Genomic DNA, 685 nt, shown 5'->3' on the forward strand with positions numbered 1-685 from the left:
GTCTACGGGCTCGCCTGGCGGCTCCAGCGCGGCACGCTGCTGGCGTGGATGGCCGGCCTGGCCTTCGCAGGGGCGGTGTTCGGCGGCATCGCCGACGGCGCCGACGACTTCCTCGGCGACAGCGAGAGCACCCGCGACACGTTCCTGCGGATGGGCGGCCAGGAGGGGCTCACGGACGCCTTCCTCGCCTCGATGGTCGGCATCCTGGGCCTGGTCGTCACGATCCACACGGCCAGCGCCGTGCTGCGGCTGCGCGGCGAGGAGACCGACCAGCGCGCGGAGCCGCTGCTGTCGAACGCGGTCAGCCGCGTGCAGTGGGCGGCCAGCCACCTGGTCGTCGCCCTGCTCGGCCCGGTCGTCATCCTGGCGGCGGGCGGCCTCGCGCTCGGCATCGCGTACGGGGCGGCCTCCGGCGACCTCGGCGGGCAGGTGCCGCGCGTGCTCGGCGCCACGCTGTTGCAGGCCCCGGCGGTGTGGGTGATCACCTCGATCGCGGTGTTCCTGTTCGGTGTGCTGCCCAAGTTCACGTCCGTCACCTGGGGCGTGGTCGGGTTCGTGGTGGCCATCGGCTGGCTGGGCCCGGCGATGGAGCTGGACCAGTCGGTGATGAACCTCTCGCCCTTCGGCCACCTGCCGAAGGTGCCGGGCGGGGACATCACGGCGAACCAGTTCCTGTGGATGCTCC

At 73.0% G+C, this 685-nt stretch carries 1 pseudogene; it reads left to right on the forward strand.

Annotated elements, in window-relative coordinates:
- A pseudogene (locus KUM32_RS39190) lies at positions 1-685 on the forward strand (ABC transporter permease); the annotation flags it as partial.

It is taken from the genome of Streptomyces sp. AC627_RSS907 (genome assembly GCF_019049165.1).